Source organism: Streptomyces sp. NPDC046925 (genome assembly GCF_040644915.1).
GTDB lineage: Bacteria > Actinomycetota > Actinomycetes > Streptomycetales > Streptomycetaceae > Streptomyces.
Genome location: NZ_JBEYWZ010000001.1, coordinates 732,140 through 749,011, shown reverse-complemented (window position 1 = coordinate 749,011; position 16,872 = coordinate 732,140). Strand labels below are relative to the sequence as shown.

General features: G+C 73.5%; 15 protein-coding genes. 6 read left to right on the top strand and 9 right to left on the bottom strand.

Going from position 1 to position 16,872, the window contains the following annotated elements; all coding sequences use genetic code 11:
* Positions 1–42: 42 nt before the first annotated feature.
* The 3 genes from ABZ906_RS03150 to ABZ906_RS03140 all read right to left on the bottom strand — a co-directional run bounded on the left by ABZ906_RS03150 (position 43) and on the right by ABZ906_RS03140 (position 4,181).
* Positions 43–1,455 (bottom strand): amino acid permease, encoded by a 1,413-nt coding sequence (locus tag ABZ906_RS03150; protein ID WP_361376652.1) that lies wholly within the window; start codon positions 1,453–1,455, stop codon positions 43–45.
* Positions 1,456–1,539: 84 nt separating this feature from the next.
* Complete coding sequence (locus tag ABZ906_RS03145) at positions 1,540–3,684, bottom strand: phage holin family protein (RefSeq protein WP_361198147.1); 2,145 nt, start codon at positions 3,682–3,684, stop codon at positions 1,540–1,542.
* Positions 3,685–3,758: 74 nt separating this feature from the next.
* Positions 3,759–4,181: a hypothetical protein gene (locus ABZ906_RS03140; RefSeq protein WP_361376649.1), complete on the bottom strand. Its 423-nt coding sequence runs from the start codon at positions 4,179–4,181 to the stop codon at positions 3,759–3,761.
* Positions 4,182–4,280: 99 nt separating this feature from the next.
* On the opposite strand from ABZ906_RS03140, the gene ABZ906_RS03135 reads away from it, so the two are divergent.
* Complete coding sequence (locus ABZ906_RS03135; RefSeq protein ID WP_361198142.1) at positions 4,281–5,069, top strand: MBL fold metallo-hydrolase; 789 nt, start codon at positions 4,281–4,283, stop codon at positions 5,067–5,069.
* On the top strand, positions 5,066–5,692 hold the full coding sequence (locus tag ABZ906_RS03130; protein WP_361198139.1) for a VTT domain-containing protein: 627 nt from the start codon (positions 5,066–5,068) through the stop codon (positions 5,690–5,692). Before ABZ906_RS03135 ends, ABZ906_RS03130 begins: the two co-directional genes overlap by 4 nt.
* Here ABZ906_RS03130 and ABZ906_RS03125 read toward each other — a convergent pair.
* Together ABZ906_RS03125 and ABZ906_RS03120 are read right to left on the bottom strand one after the other, a co-directional pair.
* On the bottom strand, positions 5,689–6,912 hold the full coding sequence (locus tag ABZ906_RS03125) for an aminotransferase class I/II-fold pyridoxal phosphate-dependent enzyme (RefSeq protein WP_361376646.1): 1,224 nt from the start codon (positions 6,910–6,912) through the stop codon (positions 5,689–5,691). The genes ABZ906_RS03130 and ABZ906_RS03125 overlap by 4 nt on opposite strands.
* 78 nt (positions 6,913–6,990) lie before the next feature.
* Positions 6,991–7,704 (bottom strand): ANTAR domain-containing protein, encoded by a 714-nt coding sequence (locus ABZ906_RS03120; RefSeq protein ID WP_361198134.1) that lies wholly within the window; start codon positions 7,702–7,704, stop codon positions 6,991–6,993.
* A gap of 75 nt (positions 7,705–7,779) precedes the next feature.
* On the opposite strand from ABZ906_RS03120, the gene ABZ906_RS03115 reads away from it, so the two are divergent.
* Positions 7,780–8,958, top strand: coding sequence for a PAS domain protein (locus ABZ906_RS03115; RefSeq protein ID WP_361376643.1), 1,179 nt, complete (start codon positions 7,780–7,782; stop codon positions 8,956–8,958).
* Here ABZ906_RS03115 and ABZ906_RS03110 read toward each other — a convergent pair.
* Positions 8,955–9,752: an RNA polymerase sigma factor SigF gene (locus tag ABZ906_RS03110; protein ID WP_361376640.1), complete on the bottom strand. Its 798-nt coding sequence runs from the start codon at positions 9,750–9,752 to the stop codon at positions 8,955–8,957. The two genes, ABZ906_RS03115 and ABZ906_RS03110, sit on opposite strands and share 4 nt — an antisense overlap.
* Positions 9,753–10,106: 354 nt before the next feature.
* Here ABZ906_RS03110 and ABZ906_RS03105 point away from each other — a divergent pair, with 354 nt between their 5' ends.
* Positions 10,107–10,478, top strand: a complete 372-nt coding sequence (locus tag ABZ906_RS03105; protein ID WP_361198125.1) for a CBS domain-containing protein — start codon at positions 10,107–10,109, stop codon at positions 10,476–10,478.
* Between the two features lie 380 nt (positions 10,479–10,858).
* On the opposite strand, the gene ABZ906_RS03100 is transcribed toward ABZ906_RS03105, so the two are convergent.
* From ABZ906_RS03100 to ABZ906_RS03090, 3 genes are all read right to left on the bottom strand, one after another.
* On the bottom strand, positions 10,859–11,860 hold the full coding sequence (locus ABZ906_RS03100; protein WP_361376637.1) for an AraC family transcriptional regulator: 1,002 nt from the start codon (positions 11,858–11,860) through the stop codon (positions 10,859–10,861).
* A gap of 45 nt (positions 11,861–11,905) precedes the next feature.
* Complete coding sequence (locus ABZ906_RS03095; RefSeq protein ID WP_361376634.1) at positions 11,906–12,517, bottom strand: TIGR03086 family metal-binding protein; 612 nt, start codon at positions 12,515–12,517, stop codon at positions 11,906–11,908.
* Positions 12,518–12,583: 66 nt separating this feature from the next.
* A complete protein-coding gene (locus ABZ906_RS03090; protein ID WP_361376631.1) occupies positions 12,584–14,203 on the bottom strand; it encodes an ATP-binding cassette domain-containing protein in 1,620 nt (539 codons plus the stop codon).
* 186 nt (positions 14,204–14,389) lie between these two features.
* Between ABZ906_RS03090 and ABZ906_RS03085 the strand changes: the two genes are divergently transcribed.
* Both ABZ906_RS03085 and ABZ906_RS03080 read left to right on the top strand, forming a co-directional pair.
* Positions 14,390–15,847 carry a phosphatase PAP2 family protein gene (locus ABZ906_RS03085; RefSeq protein ID WP_361376628.1) on the top strand — a complete coding sequence of 486 codons (1,458 nt, stop codon included), beginning with the start codon at positions 14,390–14,392 and terminating at the stop codon, positions 15,845–15,847.
* A gap of 107 nt (positions 15,848–15,954) precedes the next feature.
* Complete coding sequence (locus ABZ906_RS03080) at positions 15,955–16,770, top strand: class I SAM-dependent methyltransferase (protein WP_361376625.1); 816 nt, start codon at positions 15,955–15,957, stop codon at positions 16,768–16,770.
* Positions 16,771–16,872 lie beyond the last annotated feature (102 nt).

Sequence of the window (16,872 nt, the reverse complement as noted above, 5' to 3'; positions counted from 1 at the left end):
ACGGGGCAACAGGGGAACCCCGGACCGACGGGGGTTGGGGGGTCAGTGGGTGGCGGTCCGCTCCTTGCGGGCCGCCATCCACGCGTAGACGAGCACGCCCGCGAAGAGGAACAGGACGCCCTGGTAGACGGCCGCGTAACCGGACCCGGCGACGAGCCACATGGAGAACCCGCACGCGATGCCCGCGAGGACGCCGTCCCGCACGAGGCGGGCGCGGTCGACGCGCTCGCCCTGCCCGGAGACCAGGAAGTAGAGCTGCGCGGCGGTGGCCAGGAGGTAGGGCACGGTCGCGGTGAACGTGGTGATCAGGACGAGGGACTCGAAGACGCCGCTCGATCCGGCCGTGTAGTTGTAGACGGTCAGGAGCGAGGCGAGGACGACGGTGACCAGGACGCCCACGGTCGGCACGCCCCGCTTCTTCTTGCCGAAGGCCGCGGGGAAGAGCCCGTCCTTGGCGGCGGCGTACGGCGTCTGGGCGCTCAGGAGGGTCCAGCCGTTGAGGGCGCCGAGGATCGACACGACCGCCGCGAGCGCCACCGCCGTACCGCCCCAGGAGCCGCCGAACATGACGTTGACGGCGTCCGAGAAGGGCGCGGTGGAGCCCACGAGCTTGTCGTGGGCGACGGTGCCGAACACGGCGACGGTGCCGAGCAGGTAGACGAGGGCGGCGCCCAGGGTGCCGAGGATGGTGGCGCGCCCGACGTTGCGCCGCGGGTCGCGCACCTCGCCGGCGCTGACCGCGGCCGATTCCACGCCCAGGTAGGAGAAGAGCAGGATCGCGGCGGATGCGGAGATCGCACCGGCCGGGCTGTCGCCGCTCGCCCGGAAGGGACCGAGGTTGGCGCTGTCGAAGAAGAACAGCCCGCCGACGGCGACCAGCATCAGCGGCAGGAACTTCAGGACGGTGGCGACGACCTGGACCGCGCCGACGTAGCGGGTGCCCGCGAAGTTGGCGAGCGCGGGAAGGAGTTGCAGTACCAGGGCGGCCAGGCAGGCGGTCCACCGGTGGTCGTTGACCGGTATCAGGACGTCCAGATAGCCGACCGCGGCGACGGCGAGCGCGGCGTTCGACACCCAGGCGGTGGCCCAGTAGGACCAGGCGGCGAGGAATCCGGCGAAGTCACCGAAGGCGGCGCGCGCGTAGACGTAGGGGCCGCCGGTGCGCGGATCGCGCTGGGCGAGCCGCCCGAAGACCAGGGCGAGGGCGATGGCGCCCGCGGTCAGGACGCCGAACGCGACGAGGCTGATGGTCCCGAAGGGGGCGACGGAGGCCGGGAGCAGGAAGATGCCGCCGCCGATGATGTTGCCCATGACGAGGCAGGTGGCGATGGGGAGGCCGAAGCGGCGAGCGTGCCTGCTGTGCTGGTCCGCGGACTGCTCCGCGGGCTGCCCTGTCCGCTGTTCTTCCTGGTCGGGGGCCGGAGCCGACTGGTTCACGGTTCCGGTGTCGTGCATGGGGGGTGGTGCCTCTCGTCGTGCCGGACGCCCGGGATCGCCGGGGCGTCAGACATGGTCGGGCACGGCGGGAACCCCGCAAAATCAGTGTGTTTTGTCCTGCACGGCGGGGTCGGGAACCGCAAAAGCTGTGTCGCCGGCGCCCTCGTGCCGGGGATCCTTCACACCCCCGCCACCCCCTCCCACCAGCGGAACCTCCGGCCCCTGGTACTCGCCGAGCCATCGCCGCAGCACCTCGTGGACGCGCTCGGCGCCGACGAGTTCCTGCCCGTCGTCGACCGGTGCGGAGAGCACGAGGGGCGACAGGAGGAAGGGATGGCCCTGGGCGCCGCCGAGCCCGCCGTGCGAGCCGATCTGCTCCTCGAAGGCGAGGACTTCGCCGTCCTGCGGGTCGTACCAGGAGTTGACCATGATGTCGGCGACGTGCGGGAAGCCGTCGGTGCGGCGCACGGCGTCGGCGGCGCCGGGCCCGAAATCGGTCAGCGGCCCGGGGTCGCCGCTCTCCTCGTCGAGGTAGACCTCGCCGCCGCGCGCGCCGAGGACGACGGGGCCGCGGTCCTCGCCGCGCACGAGGAGGAAGCCGACGCCAGGGTGGTTGGCGAGGGTGGGCAGGAGCGCGGGGTGGCGCAGGTCGATCTCCTCGCGGGTCATGCGGTGCGGGACGTCGGGGAAGGAGACGAGGCCGAGGTTGCCGGAGGCGAGCACGACGGGCTCCGCCTCTTCGGCGGGGCGGTCCTTGCCGGCGCCCTCCTCGACGGGGCGGCGCAGCGCGGCGCGCACCGCCGAGCGGGCCTCCGCGCCACTGTGGGTGCGCCGCGCCTTGCGCGGTACGGGCAGGCCGCAGCCCGCCCTGACGAGGTCGCCGAGGGTGAGGCCGTAGCGGGCGCGGAAGGTCTCTCCGGGGCTCTGGCCGTGGTCGGAGAGGATCACGATGCGGTAGGCGCGGGGGGCGTGTTCGGCGACCTTCGCGATCAGCGCGAGGGAGCGGTCGAGGCGCTGGAGGACCTTGTCGACGTCGCTGCCGCTGGGCCCCGAGTGGTGGGCCACCTCGTCGTACGCCACGAGGTCGGCGTAGACCGCGCTGCGCCCCACGAGCATGTCCCCGATCACCGCGGCGACCACGACGTCGCGCTCGACGACCGTCGCGAAGGCGCGGATGAAGGGGTAGAGCCCGCCGCGGCCGATGCGCGGGCGCCGCTTCTTCATCCGGGCGCGGGTCGATTCGCCGATCTCGCGGCCGACCTCGGCGACGAAGGACAGGGCGGTGCGGACGGCGTTGGCGGGATCGGAGAAGTAGGCGAAGTACCCGGCGCGGGAGCGGTTCTCCTTGCCTCGGCGTGCGGCCATGGAGAGCACGAGGGCGATCTGTTCGGCGCCGCCGCTGAAGAGGTTGCCGCGGCTGGCGCCGTCGAGGGTGAGCAGGCCGCCGTCGCCGGTGCGTTCGATGGCGCGGCGCTGGAGTTCCGCGGCGGACGCGGGCCGGTTGGAGACCATGACCTCGCCGGTGTCCTTCTCGTACCAGCGGAAGGCGGGAACGTCGTGGTTCGAGCCGTGCAGGATGCCGAGCTGGCTCGCTCCGGTCTGGCTGGACCAGTCGGTGCGCCAGGGGGTGAGGCGGTGGCTGGGCTCGCCCCCGTGACCGAGCCAGCCCGCGATGGTCGGCATCAGGCCGTTGTCCGCGGCGGCCCGCAGGACGTCGTGGCCGACGCCGTCGAGCTGGATGAAGACGGTGCCGGGCGGCACGGGGCCGCTCTGCCCTTCGGTACGGCGTCGTCTGCGGTCGGCGAGGCGGTAGAGACGGCGGCGGTAGGCGTCGTCGTCACGGACGGCGAGGGCACCTCCGGTGGCCGAGGCGACGGCGGACATGACCGCGGCGACGACGACGGCGGTCTCCGGGTTGGCGTCGCCGCGGCCGTCGGGGATGAGCCGGAGGGCGAGCAGCAGCAGCGAGCCGTTGAGGGCGAAGGCGAGCAGGCCCAGGACGAGGGCGGGCACGAGCAGCAGGGCCCGGACGAGCAGGGGCCACACCAGCGAGGAGAGCAGGCCGAAGGCGCCGGCGCCGAGGGCCGCCGTGATGGCGATACGGGTCGCGCTGTCGCCGTTGTCGGACTGGAGCTGGAAGTCGGGCAGGATTCCGGCGAGCGCGAGCATGGTGAGCGTGCTGACCAGCCATACGGCGACGGAGCGCCAGACCACGCTGCCGACCGCCCGCCATCGCTCTCGCCCCACGCCGCGTCGCCTCACTTTTCCTGACAGATCCGGACACCAGCGTGTCACAGGGTCAACGGCCGGGCGGCGCCAGGTCAGCGACCGTCGTACCCCGCGGTCGGCATGGACAGCCGGCGGTGGACACAGGCCTTCATCACCGCGTCGTACGACGGCTCCGCGAGGCCCGCCGTCTCGATCCGCACCCCGCGCCGCCCGCACTCCGCGGTGAACTCGTCCGGCGAGCGCAGCGCGCTGTCCAGGACCCGGCGGCTCGGCACGACGAAGAGGTCCACGAGCCCCTCGTCGACGTCGGCCCAGAGCACGGCGTGGTCGGCGGGCAGCCCGCGGACGACGAGCTCACGGGTGACGACGTAGCCTCTCTCGGCGGCCCAGCGCGCGCACATCGCGTGCTGGCTGCGGGAGTCCACCAGGAACGGGTCGGCGTCCAGCTCCTCCAGCGGTGTCAGGCTGGCGATCGCGGCGACCCGCACCACTGTCGCGCTCGCGGCATCTCCCATCGCGTCCCCCTCACCTCTGGCGTCCTCACCACTGGCGTCAGCCGAAGACCCTACTCCTGGCCGTAGGCTCGTAAACAGTCGCATGAAGGAGGAACCGGAGTGCCGGTGGAGATCACCTGGTGGGGTCATGCCACCTGCACGGTCGAGGATTCGGGTCTGCGGGTGCTCACCGACCCGCTGTTCGCCCGCCGCCTCGCCCATCTGCGCCGGCGCAGAGGCGCGCTCCCCCCTGCCGGGGCGGCCGTCGCCGACGCCGTGCTCCTCTCCCATCTGCACGCCGATCATCTGCATGTGCCCTCCCTGGCACGGATCGCGCCCGGCACCCGGGTGCTGCTTCCGCGCGGCTCCCGGCGGCAGGTGCCGGGGCTCGCGCGCAGGCTCGCCCATCTGGACCTGGTCGAGGTCGTGCCGGGGGACGAGGTCCGGGTCGGCGAGCTCTCCGTGCGGGTGGTGACGGCTCGGCACGACGGGCGGCGGCTGCCCGTGGGACCGCACGGCACGCCCGCCCTGGGTTTCGTGGTGCGGGGCGAGGCGCGGACGTACTTCGCCGGGGACACCGGGCTCTTCGACTCGATGGCCGACGAGGTCGGCGACGTCGACGTGGCGCTGCTTCCGGTCGGCGGCTGGGGGCCCTATCTCGGCCACGGCCACCTCGACGCGGCACGCGCGGCGGTCGCCCTGGCCAGGCTCGCGCCGAGAAGCGCGGTGCCGGTGCACTACGGCACGTACTGGCCGATCGGCATGGACGCCGTGCGGCCGCACGAGTTCCACACGCCGGGCGAGGAGTTCGTGCGCCAGGCGGCGCGGCTCGCGCCCGATGTGGCGGTGCACCGCCTGGGGCACGGCGAGAGCGTGCGGCCCGAGGTCCCCGGGGGAGACTCCCGGTGATCCCCTCGCTGTCCTTCGGCGTGACGCCGGAGTCGACGCAGCAGGCCGTCGGTTATCCGTCGCTGTTCCTGCTCATCGTGCTGGGTGCGCTGGTGCCCGTGGTGCCCACCGGCGCGCTCGTCAGCTCGGCCGCCGTGGTGGCCGTGCACCAGACGGCGCCCCTCTCGCTGCTCCTCGTGTTCGGGGTGTCGGCGTTCGCCGCGTTCCTCGGGGACATCGCGCTGTACTGGCTCGGCCGGCGCGGCATGCACTCGAAGAACGGCTCGCGCTGGCTCGCGGCGATCCGTGACCGCGCTCCCGAGGACCGTCTCGCGCAGGCGCAGGAGAAGCTCGCGGACCACGGCGTCCTGGTGCTCGTCCTGTCCCGGCTCGTGCCCGCGGGCCGGATTCCGGTGATGCTGGCCTGCCTGATGGCGGAGATGCCGCTGCGCCGGTTCGCCCGCGGGGACGTGCCCGCGTGCCTCGCCTGGGCCCTGACGTACCAGCTGATCGGCATTCTCGGCGGCTCCCTGTTCAAGGAGCCGTGGGAGGGCGTGGTGGTGGCGGTCGCCCTGACGGTACTGATCAGCACGGCGCCCGCGCTGTGGCGCAAGGTCCGCAAGGTCCGCAAGGCGGCGTCCTAGGCCGCGCGGAGGTCGGCGAAGGCCGCCCCGAGGGCGCTCAACGCCCGCTCGACGTGCGGCAGTTCGCGGGCGTCGGGCGCGTCGAGAGCGGCCATGCGCTCCTGCCGGGTCGAGCCGAGCAGCGGCCAGGTGGACAGGCGTACGCGCAGTTCGTCCGGGTCGTCGCCGAACCGGTGGCCGCCGGGTGCGGGCATGGCGAGGCGTTCGCCGAGGAAGTCCTCCAGGTCCTGCGAGTCGCCGACGCCTCGCGCGGCCAGTTCCTCGCGGAGGGGGCCGAGGTCCGCGTAGAGGTGGCGGCCCGCCTGCGGCGGCAGGGCGAGCGCGCCCGCCGCCACCACCTCGCGCCGGACCGCGGCGGCCACGTGCGCGTGCAGGCGGGTCGCGCGGGCGAGGCGGTCGATCACCTCGTCCGGCTCGCCGAGGGCGTACGACGCCACCGCCCCGACCGGCGCCGCGAGGCTCGCGCCGAGCGCGGTCAGGACGTCCAGGGTGCGGTCCCGCAGCGCGGCGCCGCGCTCGCCGGAGGGGAAGCGGGCGACCGCGGCGGGCCAGCCCGGCGGCAGGAAGGCCCCGCAGAGATCGGTCAGGACCGTCACCCGCTCGGGAGCCATCTCGGCGGGGCCGACGAGCATGGTGTCGTGCGGCCGGTGCAGGGTGTCGCGCCAGGTCTCGTCGCTGACGATGTGCAGCCCCTCGCCCGCCGCGGCCTCCACGGCTTCGTGCAGCACTTCCGGCGGCGGCACGGTGGCGGTCGGGTCGTCGGCGACGGAGAGCACGAGGAGACGCGGGGTGCCGCCCTCGGCGCGGATACGGCGCACGGTCTCCAGGAGGGCGTACGGATCGGGCACTCCCCCGCATTCGGCGGGCGTCGGCACGTGGTACACCGACCGGCCGAGGAGCCGCACCTGCGGCTCCCACCATGCGGGGCAGGGCCGCGGGAGCAGTACGTCGCCGCCGCCGATCGCGGCGGTCAGGGCGAGCAGCAGGGGCGCGGCTCCGGGCGCGGCGATGACTTGGTCCCGCTCCCCGCGCAGGCCCCGCCGGGTCCAGTAGCCGCTCGCGGCGTCCAGGAGGGCGGGGCCGCCGCCGGGCACTTCGGCGTGGGCGCGGCCCGCGGCACCGGCGAGCACGGCGCAGAGCCCCGGCAGGACGGGCAGACCCGGCTCCGGCAGGGGCGGTCCGTACCGGACAGGGCCACGGCCTTCGGGTTCCGTCCGCATGCGTCCATCGAAGCGCGGCGGGGCGCTTCGCGCGCGCGGGAGGCCCCGGCCGAGTGGTTCCGGCGGGGCGCGGGGCGGTCAGTCCTCGGCCGCCAGCCGCGACAGGTCCCGCTCGAGGCCCCTGCCCCGGGTCTGGACCACCGCCGCCGCGACATCGCCCAGCTTGCGGTTGGTGGTCTGGGAGATGCGGCGCAGCATCGTGAAGGCCTTGTCCGCGTCGCAGGCCAGGGCGTGCATGATGATGCCGCAGGCCTGGTCGATCACGGGGCGGGTGCGCAGGGCCGTGCCGAGGTGGTCCAGTTCGGTGAGGGCCGCGCGGTAGCGGCGGTCGCGGACCAGGCCCGTCGTGGCGAGGTCGCCGAGCGCCTGAGCGGGGCCGTGCCGGACGTCGTCCAGGGCGCCGGGGCGGAAGCTGAACAGGGACAGGGTGACCGTGAGCCCGGCGCGCTGGAAGGGGAGCGTGATGCTGGAGCGCACGCCCGAGTCGAGCGCCATGGCGCGGTATTCAGGCCACCGTTCGTCCCGCAGCAGGTCGCCGGTCTGCACCGGCGCACCCCGCTCCTGCGCGGCCGGTATGGGCCCGTCGCCGGAGCGCAGCTGCACGGAGACGAGCCCCGCCAGGTCGGGATGGGTCACCGCCGCGGGGTGCTCGCTGCCGCCTTCCGATACGGTCGTGCCGGCGCCGCAGCATGCGCTGGTGCAGCGCACGGCCTGTTCGGCCAGTTCGGAGAGCCTGCGTCCCGGCATCGCTGATTCCGGTCCCGCCAGGTCCGGTTCGGGTACGAGGGCCATGATGGTTTCCTCCTCCTTAGCACCGCGTTCCCGTGACGCCCTCCGGAAAACGGCCCCAGCGGATACGTTCGGCACATGGCCAAAACGGAGGAGTTCGGTGAAGACATCGCCGATTTCGTGCGCCGCGTCACCGAGTTGAAATCAGCTCGTTCCGTGCCGACGGACGATCTCGGCACGGTCCTCGACGCGGCGATCTTCGAACTCGACCATGTCGCCGAGCACTTGATGCCCCTCTACGAACAACTCGCCGCCGAAGGGCATCTGGGCGGCAGTGTGCCCGACCGGGACGAGCAGCGGCTCCTGCGGGCCATTTTCCAGCGCCTCCCCCTGCCCGTCGTCCTGGTCGACCGGGAGTCGGTGGTCCGGCGGATGAACGTCGCGGCGACCGGCTTCACGGGCGCGCGCTCCGGCTATGCGACCGGCAGACCCCTGACCGGGTTCCTGCTGCACGCGGACCGGGTCGCGTTCCGCTCGCAGACCGCCGCGGTCGCACGCGGCGACGGCGACCGCAGCCTCACCGTCCATCTCCAGCGCGCACCGCATCTCCCGGTCCGTGTGACGCTCACCGCGCTGCGGCCGGGCGCGGAGCCGCGTACGGCGGTGCTCGTGGTGTTGCAGCCGGGCGTGCGGCCCAGCGGCGCGCGCGGGGCGCCGCAGGAGACCTTCCGGGCCCACGCGCCCGCCCCCGACCTCGGCGAGGCGACCCGGCACGCGGCCCGTCTCGACCTCTCGGACGCCATGACCACCGCCCTGCTCACCGCTCCCGCCGGGGATGGTGCGGCCGTGCTCGATCGCGCGGCCGGTGTGCTGCATCCCCGGTTCGCGGACTGGGTGATAGCCGACGAAGGGGCCGCGCGGCAGCGGCGTACGACCGTCCTCGGACCGAAGGACGCACCGGTCGGCGACGTCCTCGCACAGGACCCCGCCGCGTGCCCCCTCGTCGCCGAGGCGGCACGCGGCGGAGCGCCCGCGCTCCAGGTCCGTCCGGAGGACCCGGAGTCCTTCGGCCGGGACGCCTCCGGCGCCCCCGTGCTCGTACGGGCGCAGGTGACGTCCCTGCTGTGCGTGCCGCTGAGGGAACGTCCGGACGCTCCGGTGCGGGGTGTCCTCACGCTGTTCAGGAGCGGGGCGCGGCTGGCCTTCTCGATGGCCGAGGCGCAGGCGGTCGACGTGATGTCCCGCCACATCGCGCTGGCCATGACCCGGCGTGCGGGGCGCCGGGCCGCCGACCGGGGCAAGTCGGCCGCGAATTAGGCCGCGTCCTGCATGACCTGGTCGCGCAGGCGGTCGCAGCAGCGGCTGATGAGCCGCGAGACGTGCATCTGGGAGATGCCGAGCTGCTCGGCGATGCGGCTCTGGGTCATGTCGCCGAAGAAGCGCATGTAGAGGATGTCGCGTTCCCGCTCCGGCAGCGCGGCGATGCGCGGCTTGACGGCCTCGCGGTCGATGACGACGTCGAGGGCGGGGTCGGGCGCGCCGATCGCGTCCCGCAGCGCGTATCCGTCCTCGCTGCCCGGCAGTTCGGCGTCCAGGGAGAGCGCGGTGAAGCTGTCGAGGGCTTCGAGTCCGGCGGCCGCGTCCTCCTCGGACAGCTGCGCCTTCTCGGCGACCTCGACGAGGGTCGGCGCGCGGCCGGGGACGGTCTGGGCCAGCTCCTGGCGGGCGAACCGCACCCGGTTGCGCAGGTCCTGTACGCGGCGCGGCACGTGCAGGGTCCACATGTGGTCACGGAAGTGGCGCTTGATCTCGCCGGTGACGGTCGGCACGGCGTAGCTCTCGAAGGCGCTGCCGCGCTCGGGGTCGTACCGGTCGACGGCCTTGACCAGGCCGAGCGCCGCGACCTGGCGCAGGTCGTCGAGGGGTTCGCCGCGGTTGCGGAACCGGCCCGCGAGCCGTTCGGCCATCGGCAGCCAGGCCTTGACCAACTCCTGGCGCAGTGCGTCACGTTCGGGGCCGTGCGGCATCTCGGTCAGCCTGCGGAACGCGGCTGCCGTGTCGGGGGCGTCGTCGTGCGGACGGCGCTTCGTGTGTGGCGCGTCGGATCGCATGATGCGTCGCAACTCCCTTGTGGGGTGCCTTGGGTTGAAGGGTCACCGTGGGATGCGCGCGGGGCCGCGACGGGCACACCCGGGCGAGCGGAGCCGCTCCCACGGACGTGCCTCCGGTCCGAAGCACTGTCAAGTTCGCCTGCCCCGAGCCTCCGGGGACAAACACACGCGTGCCGCGCGGGCGGTGCCCGCCGGGAGCGGGCACCGCCGAGGCGCCGTCATGGGCAGTGCTCCGGCCGGGTCCCCCCGCCGCCCCGGGACAAACCCCGTGTTCCCCGGGAGATACCCCGCATGGACCCGCCGTACATGGGTACTGCGGCGGGACCCGGACACTCCCACAGAAAGGGCCCAGCCATGGCTGTTGTCGTAAGGGACGTCATGACACCGGGAATCGTGGCGGTCGGACCCGATGCCTCACTGGTGGAAGCGGCGCAGCTGATGCGCGCGCAGGGCACCGGCCATGTCCTGGTGGCCACGGCCGGCCGGGTGGTCGGGGTGCTCACCGACCGGGACATCGCGCTGCGGGCCGTCGCCGACGGGGCCGATCCCCTCACCGTCAGCGCGCAGGCCGTCTGTACGCCCGATCCCGTGACGGTGGCCCCGGATGACGCGGTGGCGTCGGCGGTCAGCCTGATGCTGCAGAACGCCGTGCGCAGGCTGCCCGTCGTCGAGGACGGTCAGCCGGTGGGCATGGTGACGCTCACGGATCTCGCCGCGTCGGCCTGAAGCCGGGCGGAGCCCGGTGAACCCCGGTGCCCCCGTGGAGCACGGGGGCACGGAGCACGGGCCCTGCCCTCGGACCGGGCGGGGTCCTGGCCCGGTCCGGAGGGAGCGGGTCCGGTTGCACGGGTGGTGCAGGGGGAGCGACCGGACCCGCGGCGCGGGCCCGGCCCGGCCTGAGGCCGGGCCGGATCGTCCCCGGAGGTTCCGTCACGGTCGTTGCCCCCGGGGCGGGTGATGGACCCACGGGCAGCGACCGGCCCAGCCGGTGACAGGTGAAACGATAAATCCCGCGCCCCCCGGGGCACGATCCGCTGAGCGCAGCCACTGTCCGCAGAGCGCACGGCCCCTGCGCCGCGCGCACGAACCCGCCCGTCACCGGAGGTTCAGCTCCGCAGCGTCTCCGACGGCAGCTCCCCGAACCGGGCGTGGTACTGCTCGGCGAACCTCCCCAGATGGCTGAAGCCCCACCGGTGCGCCACCTCGCTCACGCTGAGCGCGCCGGGCTCCGCCTCCCGCAGTTCGTCGCGCACGCGGGTCAGCCGCACGTCCCGTACGTACGCCATCGGCGACATGCCCACATAGCGGCGGAACGCCTCCTGGAGCCAGCGCACCCCGACCCGCGCCTCGGCGGCGAGCCCCGCGGGCGTGAAGGGATGCTCGGGCCGCTCGTGCACGGCGTCCATGGCACGTTTCACCGGCGTCGGGCGCAGTCTCCCGGCAGGAGCGGCGAGTTCGGCGCGGAAGGGATGTTCGACGGCGAGCAGCAGGCCGCTCAGGATCGCCTCCTGGAGGGGCGCCGCCACCAGCGGCGACGTGTAGAGCGACGGCTGGCCCCGCGCCCCGGCGGCCGGCTCCTCCAGCAGATCCTGCATGACCGTCGTGACGAGCCTGCTCCAGCCGCGGCCCGGGCCGCAGGTGGTGTCGAGTTCGGGGGCGAGCGTCAGCGGGGCGCGGACGGGCCTGCCGAGGAGCTGTTCGAGACGCTGCTCAAGGGCCTCGCGGCCCATCTTCACCGCGAGCACCCGGCAGTCTCCGGTCCACCGCTCCACCACCGTGTCGCCGACGGGCTGGAAGACCCCGGCCCGCTCGGCCGTCGCGACGGTGCCCGCGCCGCGGCCCTGCCGGAAACTCATGTGCCCGCCGAGCGGGATGTTCACGTGGTAGGCGCCCAGTTCGCCGAGCCGCATCCGCACGTCGGCGCCGCAGCTCAGCTCGCCGACGGTGAGCGCACCGAGCTGCCCGATGTCGAACTCGGCCCGGAAGGTCCGCGGACCCTCGATGACATCCATGTAATTGCTGTAGAACGCGGCACCGATCATCAGCCGTGCCTCGTTCACGTCCGCGGTCCTGAAGGACGTATTCACGTTCAATGCCTCAGCACTCACGCGTGACCCACCCGCTCCCCCGACGCCACTCGTGCTCCCCCGCGGCTACACCTCGCGCCCCAGCAGACTCAGCAGCTTCGTCTGCTCGTCGGCGCCCTGTGGTGGTTCCACCGCCGGGGCGAAGAGCCCGGTCTTCGCCAAGTCCGCAGCGTACGGCTTGATTTCCCGCAGCGAGAAGGAGACGAGGTCATCCGGAAGCTTTTCTTCCGCGCCGATCGCCCGGGAGAGGTCCCAGGCGTGCACGACGAGGTCGCTGATCATCTGCCCGCAGTAGAAGTCCGCGTCCGACGCGCCGGAGGAGAGATGGACCGTGCGGTCCAGGGCACCTGGCTCGCGAAACGCCTCGCGGGACGCCTCGGCCGCCGTGTCCCAGGAGGCCACCGGGTCGGGGCCGAGCATGTCGCCGTCGAAGGCGTCGCCGACCGAGTCGATGGTGGCGCCGTCACGAACGAGTGAAGGCACCCACAGCTGTTCGGTGGTGAGGTGGTTGACGAGGTCGTGCACGGACCAGTCGGTGCACGGCGTGTCCGCGTCCCACTGGTCGCCGCCGACCGCGTGCACGCGGTCGGTGAACAGGTCGAGGGCGGCCGCGTGCCGGGCGAGGAGCGAGTGGCCCGCCTGGTCGGGCGGGCCCGGTGTGCCAGTCGTGTCTGCCATACCCGCCATTGTCCTCCCGGCGCCGGGAGGCGCTACCGCTTGCCGTCCCGCCGCAGCCGGATGGCGCTACCGCGCGCGCTCCACCCGCCGCTCGTCCCACACCGGCTCCTGCGTCTCGCGCACGAGACCGTCGCTGCCGAAGACGAGATAGCGGTCGAACGAGCGGGCGAACCAGCGGTCGTGCGTCACGGCGAGCACCGTGCCCTCGTACGCCTCGAGGCCGTCCTGGAGCGCCTCGGCCGATTCCAGGTCGAGGTTGTCCGTGGGCTCGTCGAGCAGCAGGGCCGTGGAGCCCTCGAGCTCCAGGAGCAGGATCTGGAAGCGCGCCTGCTGGCCGCCCGAGAGCCGCTCGAAACGCTGCTCGGCCTGCCCGGTGAGCTCGTAGCGGCGCAGGCGCGCCATGGCGGGCCCCTTGGCCTGGGCGTGCTCGCGCCACAGGATGTCGAGCAGCGTGCGGCCGAAGAGCTCCGGGTGGGCGTGGGTCTGCGCGAAGTGGCCCGCCACGACCCGCGCGCCGAGCTTCCACTCGCCGGTGTGCGCGACGTCGCCGCCCGCCAGAAGGCGCAGGAAGTGCGATTTGCCCGAGCCGTTCGAGCCGAGGACGGCGACCCGCTCGCCGTAGAAGACCTCCAGGTCGAACGGCTTCATCAGGCCGGTCAGCTCAAGGCCCTTGCAGGTGATCGCCCGGATGCCCGTGCGTCCGCCGTGCAGGCGCATGGTGATGTCCTGCTCGCGCGGCGGCTCGGGCGGCGGCCCCGCCTCCTCGAACTTGCGCAGGCGGGTCTGCGCGGCGGCGTACCGCGAGGCGAGCTCATGGCTGACGGACGCGGCCTGGCGCAGGCTGAGCACCAGCTTCTTCAGCTGGGCGTGCTTCTCGTCCCAGCGCCTGCGCAGCTCCTCGAAGCGCGCGAACCGCTCCTTGCGCGCCTCGTGGAAGGTGGAGAAGCCGCCGCCGTGCACCCAGGCGTCGGCGCCCGCGGGCCCCGGCTCGACGCTGACGATCTTCTCGGCGGCGCGGGAGAGGAGTTCGCGGTCGTGCGAGACGAAGAGGACGGTCTTGCGCGTCTCCTTCAGCTTCTCCTCGAGCCAGCGCTTTCCCGGTACGTCGAGATAGTTGTCCGGCTCGTCCAGGAGCAGCACCTCGTCGCCGCCGCGCAGCAGGGCTTCGAGCACCAGGCGCTTCTGCTCGCCGCCGGAGAGCGTGCGGACCTCGCGGAACTGCGCCTTGTCGTACGGGATGCCGAGCGCGGCGGTGGTGCACATGTCCCAGAGCGTCTCGGCCTCGTAGCCGTGCGCCTCGGCCCAGTCGGAGAGCGCCTGGGCGTACTGGAGCTGGGCGGCCTCGTCGTCGACGGTCATGATCAGGTGCTCGGCGACGTCCACGGCCTTCGCGGTCTCGCGGATACGGGTGTTGGACACGGAGACGAGCAGGTCGCGCACGGTCGTCTCGTCGCGTACGGAGCCCACGAACTGCGGCATGACGCCGAGGCCGCCGCTGACGGTGACGGTGCCGCCGTGCGGCTGGATCTCGCCGGAGATGAGGCGGAGCAGCGTGGTCTTGCCCGCGCCGTTGGCCCCGACCAGGGCGACGACGGCGCCCTCGCCGACCCGGAAGGAGACATCGCCGAGCAGGGCTCGGCCGTCCGGCAGGTAGTACTCGATGTGCGCGGCTTCCAGATGTCCCATGCGGGGATTGTCCGTGGGCGGTGCACGTTGCTGCAAATGCGTTTCGCCTCCCCTCTCCCTGGCCGGGTCCCGCTTTCCCGGCCCGCCGGACGCCGGGTGGGTCGGTTTTCCGACGTATCGGGCGGCGCTTTGCGACGTATCCGGCGGCGCGGGCGAGGAACCCGCCCTCCGGGGTACTCGCCGTCCATGCCTCTGCGAACCCGTCTCATCGCCCTGGACCACCGGACCTTCGACGCCGTCGCCACCCGGCACTGGCCGGGCGCCGACCGCTTCCTGCCCCGGCTCAGCCGCAGCGCGAACCACGGACTGCTCTGGTTCGGTGTGGCCGCCGGGATAGCGGCGACCGGCTCGCCCCGCGCCCGGCGTGCCGCGCTGCGCGGGAGCTCGTCCCTCGCGCTCGCCTCCGCCGCCGTCAACACCCTGGGCAAGCGCTCGGTGCGCCGGGCGAGGCCGCTGCTGGACGGGGTGCCGCTGATGCGTCAGCTCAAGCGCCAGCCGGTCACCACGTCCTTCCCCTCGGGGCACTCCGCGTCGGCCGCCGCCTTCGCCACCGGTGTCGCGCTGGAGTCGCGGGGGTGGGGCGCGGGCGTCGCTCCCGTCGCCGCCGCCGTCGCGCTGTCCCGCGTCTACACCGGCGTGCACTTCCCGAGCGACGTCCTCGCGGGGGCCGCGCTCGGCGCCGGTGCGGCCTTCGCGGTGCGCGGCATGGTGCCGACCAGGGATCTGCTGCCGCCGCCGGGCAGGCCCCGGGTCGACGCCCCCGCGCTGCGGGGCGGCGAAGGCCTGGTGCTCCTGGCCAACACCGCCGCCCGTGCCCCGGAACGCACCGAGGCGCTGCTGGAGGCGCTGCCGCTCGCCGAGGTCGTGCGGTGCGGGCCACAGGAGCTGGGGGCCGAGCTGGAGAAGGCCGCCGGGCGGGCACGCGTGCTCGGGGTGTGCGGCGGGGACGGCACCGTCAACGCCGCGGTGCCGGTGGCCCTGCGGCACGGGCTGCCGCTCGCGGTCCTGCCGGGCGGCACCCTCAACCACTTCGCGTACGACATCGGGGTCGAGGACCCGCGGGATCTGTGCCGGGCCGTCGAGGCGGGCGACGCGGTCGCCGTGGACGTGGGGCGCTTCAGCTCCGAGGGCGGCCCGCAGGGCTACTTCCTCAACACCTTCAGCCTGGGCGTCTACCCCGAGCTGGTGCGGCTGCGCGACCACTGGGCCCACCGCATCGGCAGCCGGGCCGCCGCGGTCCTCGCCGCCGCCCGGCTCCTGCACTCCGACCGGCAGCCGCTGAGCGCCGAATTCCGCGGCAGGCAGCGGGCGTTGTGGCTGCTCTTCGCCGGTAACTGCACCTATCACCGGCTCGGCTTCACCCCGGGTCGCAGGCTCGACCTGGCCGACGGGCTGCTCGATGTACGCATCGTGCACGGCGGCCGCAAGCCGGGCACGCGACTGCTCGCCGCGGCGCTCGCGGGGCCGCTCAGGCGCTCGCCCGCGCAGGCCGCCGCGCGGCTGTCCGGGCTGCGCGTCGACGGCCTGGAGGAGGGGACCGTGGCGACGTACGACGGTGAAGTGACCGCCGTACGCGACGGGTTGCTCATCGACAAGCTGCCCGAGGCGCTGACCGTGTACCGACCCCTCCCCGCAGGGCGGTGAACACAGGGCGTTGACCACATATTGATACACGGGTCTCATTATTCGACATGGCGGCGTAGCGTTCGGTGCACCGCAGCGAGCGGCAGCGAACGCGAAGGAGTCCCGCCATGCCGGAGGAGACCGCCGTATACACGCACGGACACCACGAGTCCGTGCTGCGCTCCCACACCTGGCGGACCGCCGCCAATTCGGCCGCCTATCTCGTCGGATCGGTGAAGCCGCACATGCGGATCCTGGACATCGGCTGCGGCCCCGGCACCATCACCGCCGACCTGGCCGAGCTGGTCCCCGACGGCCATGTCACGGGCGTCGACCACGCACCCGGCATCCTGGACCGAGCCCGCGCGACGGCGGCCGAACGTGGCCTGGAGAACGTGGAGTTCGCGGTCGCCGACGTACACGCCCTGGACTATCCGGACGACACGTTCTGCGTCGTCCATGCCCATCAGGTGCTCCAGCACGTCGGCGACCCGGTGCGCGCCCTGAGCGAGATGCGGCGGGTCTGCGCGCCGGGCGGCATCATCGCGGCCCGCGACGCGGACTACTCGGCGATGACCTGGTACCCCTCCTCCCCCGTCATGGACGACTGGCTGGAGCTGTATCTGCGGGTGGCCCGCGCCAACGGCGGCGAGCCGGACGCGGGTCGCCGTCTCAAGTCCTGGGCGCTCAAGGCCGGTTTCGGGGCCGGGGACATCACCGCGAGCGCGGACACCTGGTGCTACGCGTCGCAGGAGGAGCGCGCCTGGTGGAGCGGCCTGTGGGCGGACCGCACGGTCGCCTCCTCGTACGCCGCGCGCGCCGTCGAGGGCGGGCATGCCGACGCCGGTGAACTGCGGGCCATCGCCGACGCGTGGCGGGAGTGGGGAGAGCGCGAGGGCGGCTGGTTCGCCGTGCTGCACGGGGAGATTCTCTGCCGCAAGTGACGCGCGAGGACGGCTGAGGACGGCTGAGGACGGCTGAGGACGCCCGAGAACGCGTGAGGGCACTCACAGGTTGTCAATTACCTGCGTAGAGCGGGCAGTTGG